Raw genomic sequence first — 1,630 nt, forward strand, 5'->3', positions numbered from 1 at the left:
AGGCTCTGGCCCGTAGTCGGTGGTGACGCCGAGTAGCCGCCCTCGATCATGATCTTGTGGTGGATATCAACTCCCTTATCGGGACGGTGTTTTCGGGGCTCTCGGCGCTGGTCGTCGAGGACGTGGCAGACGGCGGCGACGCAGTGGTGGTCTCGGCCCGGACCCGGGACGTGGCGGTGCCGTGTCCGGTGTGCGGGACGCCGACGGCGAAGGTGCACGGTTATCACCGCCGAACGGTGAGGGACGTGCCGGTCGACGGCCGCCAGGTCGTCGTCCACCTGCGCGTACGGCGGCTGGCCTGTCCGGCCCTGGACTGCTGGCGGCAGACCTTCCGCGAGCAGATTCCCGGACTGCTGGAGCGCCATCAGCGCCGCACGGTGCGTCTTGTCGGGCAGATATCCGAGGTGGCGCGGGAGTTATGCGGCCGGGCGGCCGCACGCCTGGCCGGCCTGCTGGCCATGCCCGTTTCCCGCAGTACCGCGCTGCGCCATCTGCGGCGCCTGCCGCTGCCGCAGCAGGCCATCCCGCGGGTGATCGGCGTGGACGATTTCGCCCTGCGCCGCCGCCACCGCTACGCCACGATCATCACGGATGCCGAGACCGGCCGGCGCGTCGCGGTCCTGCCCGACCGCGAGGCGGCCACCCTGGAGTCCTGGCTGCGCGAACATCCGGGTGTCCAGGTCGTGTGCCGGGACGGCTCGGCCACCTATGCCGAGGCCGTCCGCCGAGCCCTGCCCGACGCAGTGCAGGTCAGCGACCGATGGCACCTCTGGCGAAATCTCTGCGACAAAGTCCAGCTCGAGGTCCGCGCCCACGCCGGATGCTGGGCCACCATCAACCCGCCCCGCCCCGGCGGAGTACGCGAGCAGACCACCCGCGAACGCTGGAACAAGATCCACGATCTCCTCGGCCAGGGCGTCGGCCTGCTCGACTGCTCCCGCCGCCTCAACCTGGCCCTGAACACCGTCAAACGCTACGCCCGCATGCCCGAACCACAAGCCCTGCGCATCGCCCCCGCCTACCGGCCCACCCTCGTCGACCCCTACCGCGAGCACCTGCGTCGGCGCCGTGCCGAGGAACCCGCCGTCCCGGTCACCCACCTCCTCGAAGAGATCCGGGAGTTGGGCTACACCGGCAGCGCCAACCTGCTGGTCCGCTACCTCAACCAGGGCCGCGCCGAAGGCGACCGCCCCGTCACCACCCCACGTCACGCCACCCGCCTGATGCTCACCGACCCCGAAAACCTGCGCCCGAAGGAAACGACCCTGCTGGAGAAGATCGCCGCGGCCTGCCCGGAGATGACCGCACTCGCCGATCTCGTACGCGGTTTCGCCGCCCTGCTGAAACCGGCCGAGGGCAACGACGTGAAACTCACCGAGTGGATCACGACCGCCCGGGCCATCGACCTGCCTCACCTGCGCAGCTTCACCAACGGTCTCGAAATCGACCGGTCCGCCGTGAACGCCGGCCTCACCCTGCCCTACCACAACGGCCGCACCGAAGGCGTCAACACCCGCACCAAGAAGATCATGAGGCAGATGCACGGACGCGCCGGATTCGACCTCCTCCGCCACCGCATCCTTCTGCCCTGACCGCTACTCGGCGTCACCACCGACTACGGGCCAGAGCC

1 protein-coding gene is annotated in these 1,630 nt (G+C 69.9%); it reads left to right on the forward strand.

The features are described from left to right. The first annotated feature begins 86 nt into the window (after nucleotides 1-86). Nucleotides 87-1,592, forward strand: coding sequence for an ISL3 family transposase (locus ACFY4A_RS42565; protein ID WP_390834670.1), 1,506 nt, complete (start codon nucleotides 87-89; stop codon nucleotides 1,590-1,592). Nucleotides 1,593-1,630: the final 38 nt, after the last annotated feature.

Source organism: Streptomyces sp. NPDC001292, from assembly GCF_042896465.1.
Lineage (GTDB): Bacteria > Actinomycetota > Actinomycetes > Streptomycetales > Streptomycetaceae > Streptomyces.